General features: G+C 66.7%; 2 protein-coding genes. Both read left to right on the plus strand.

Annotated elements, in window-relative coordinates; genetic code table 11:
• Positions 1 to 1,416 (plus strand): FAD-binding oxidoreductase (locus tag ACYPYD_RS22970; RefSeq protein WP_459665741.1); only part of this gene is annotated, 1,416 nt, incomplete at its 5' end.
• Positions 1,416 to 2,420 (plus strand): zinc-binding dehydrogenase, encoded by a 1,005-nt coding sequence (locus tag ACYPYD_RS22975; RefSeq protein WP_459665743.1) that lies wholly within the window; start codon positions 1,416 to 1,418, stop codon positions 2,418 to 2,420. The genes ACYPYD_RS22970 and ACYPYD_RS22975, both read left to right, overlap by 1 nt.
• The last annotated feature ends 60 nt before the right edge of the window (positions 2,421 to 2,480 follow it).

Genomic DNA, 2,480 nt, shown 5'->3' on the forward strand with positions numbered 1-2,480 from the left:
AAGGTCATCGGCGATGCGGGCTGCTCGGCCGCGCCGCGCGGCGCGGGGATGAGCTACACTTCGGCCTATGTCCCCGCCAACGACCGCACCGTCTCTATCGACACGCTGCGGATGAACCGCGTGATTGAGGTCAATCGCGGCGACATGACGGTCACGGTTCAGGCGGGCGTCAGCTGGATCCAGCTGAACGAGGCGCTGGCGAAGGAAGGGCTGCGCACGCCGTTCTGGGGGCCGATGTCGGGCCTGATCTCGACCATCGGCGGCGGGCTTTCGCAGCTCAACGCGATGTTCGGTGCCAGCCAGTACGGCACCAGCAGCGAGAGCGTCGTCGCGCTCACCGTCGTCACCGGCACCGGCGAAGTGATCCGCACCGGCGCACGCGGCCAAGGCGGCGAGCACCCGTTCTACCGCCACTTCGGCCCCGATCTGGCGGGCATCTTCTTCGGCGATTGTGGCACGCTGGGCATCAAGGCCGAAGTCACCTTCCGCCTGATCACCGCGCCTGCGTACGAGGACTATGCCTCGTTCTCCTTCCCCAGCGGCGAGAAGCTGCTGGAAGCGATGGGCGAGATGGCGCGGGCGGGCATCGCTTGCGAGATGTGCGCCTTCGACCCCGGGCTTACCGAAGTGCGCATGAAGCGCATGTCGCTGCTGTCCGATGTGAAGACGCTGGGCGCGGTGATCGGCAAGGAGAAGTCGCTGGGCAAGGGCCTGCTCTCGGCCGCCAAGGTGGCGCTCGGCGGGCGCAACTTCATCCCCAAGGGCGACTATCCGCTCCACGTCATTGCCGAGGGACGCTCGAAGGACGCGGTGGCGTTCGACATGGCCGAGGCGCGCCGCATCGCCCGCCAGTTCGAGGGCACGGAGATCGAGAATTCGATCGCGAAGATCATTCGCGCCAACCCCTTCCCGCCGCTGAACTCGATGGTCGGCCCGACGGGTGAGGCGTGGATTCCGGTCCACGGCGTCTGCCCGCTGTCCACTGCGCCGCAGATCTTCACCGAAATCCAGAAGTTCTACGCCGAGAACGCCGCGCTCTTCACCGAGCACGAGATCCACACCGGCTTCCTGTTCACGGCGATGGCCAGCAACGCGCTGATCATCGAGCCGGTGTTCTTCTGGCCGACCGGCTGGCGCCCGATCCACGAGCAGTCGATGGAAGCCTCGCACGTCGCGCGCCTGACACAGCGGCCGAAGAACCCGGCGGCGACCGAGGCGGTAAAGTTCCTGCGCAAAGGCGTGGTCGAAATCTGCGCGCGCTACGGCACCGGGCACTTCCAGATCGGCCGCACCTACCCCTACCGCGAGAGCCGCGATCCGGCGTTCACCGCGCTGCTCGACAATCTCAAGGCGCACCTTGACCCCAAGGGCCTGTTCAACCCCGGCGTGCTGGGCTTCCCGGAAGGCCAAGCCTGATGGCGACCTATCAGGCGGTCCAGCTCGCGCAGTTCGGCGAGAGTTTCCGCGAGGCGGCGCGCATCGTCGACCTCGACTTGCGCGATCCGGCGCCGGGCGAATTGCGTGTGCGCAATCGGTACGCGGGCGTGAACGGCATCTTCGATACGCAAATTGCCCGCAACGCGGTGGACTACGTGAAGATCGGCCTGCCGACCCTGACCGGCGTGGAGGCGCTGGGCGTGGTCGAGGCAGTGGGCGAGGGCGTGACCGACTTCGCCCCCGGCGACGCTGTAGTGACCACGCGCTTCCCCGGCGGTTATCGCCAGTACAACATCGCGCCGCAGGGCCACTTCGTGAAAGTGGCGGATGACAGCCCCGAATGGCTGGCGCTCGCCTCCACCGGCGTGTCGGCGTGGATGGCGCTGTTCCATGTGGGGCAGGCGAAGGCGGGAGATGTCGTGGCGATTTCCGCCGCTGCGGGCGGTCTCGGCCACCTGATCGTTCAGCTTGCGGCGCTCAAGGGCTGCGAGGTCGTGGCGGTCTGCGGCGGGCCGGTGAAATCCGAATTCGCGCGCAGCCTCGGCGCGGCGCGGGTGATCGACTATCGTTCGGAGTCGGTGCCGGAAGTGCTGGCGCGCGAATATCCCAATCGGCTGGATGTGGCGATCGACACGGTTTCGGGCGAAATCTTCGACGCCTTCCTCGACAACGTCGCGCCGCATGGGCGCGTGGTCGTCGGTGGCGCGGCCTCTGACCTCGAAGGGAGGCCGGAGATCGTCACCGCCCCGCGCATCGCGCACAAGCTCTACTACAAGGGGGCTTCGGTACGCGGCTTCATGAACGGACTGCTGGCCGAGTTCTGGCCGCCCGCGCGCGACGACGTGTTCGCGCTGTATAACCAAGGCAAGCTGAAGGTGTGCTTCGACGAGGAGCGCTTCCTCGGCCTGCCCGGCGTGTTCGATGCCGTGGAGCGCCTGCTTTCGGGCCGCTCGATGGGCAAGGTCATCGTGGACTTGCGATAGCACTTCGTCATTGCGAGCGTAGCGAAGCAATCCAGGGCAGTATCAAATCGCCCTGGATTG

The organism is Novosphingobium sp. 11B, assembly GCF_054589055.1.

Coding starts and splice junctions, on each gene's coding strand:
- ACYPYD_RS22975 (WP_459665743.1), top strand. CDS start 1,416: ATGGCGACCTATCAGGCGGTCCAGCTCGCGCAGTTCGGCGAGAGTTTC.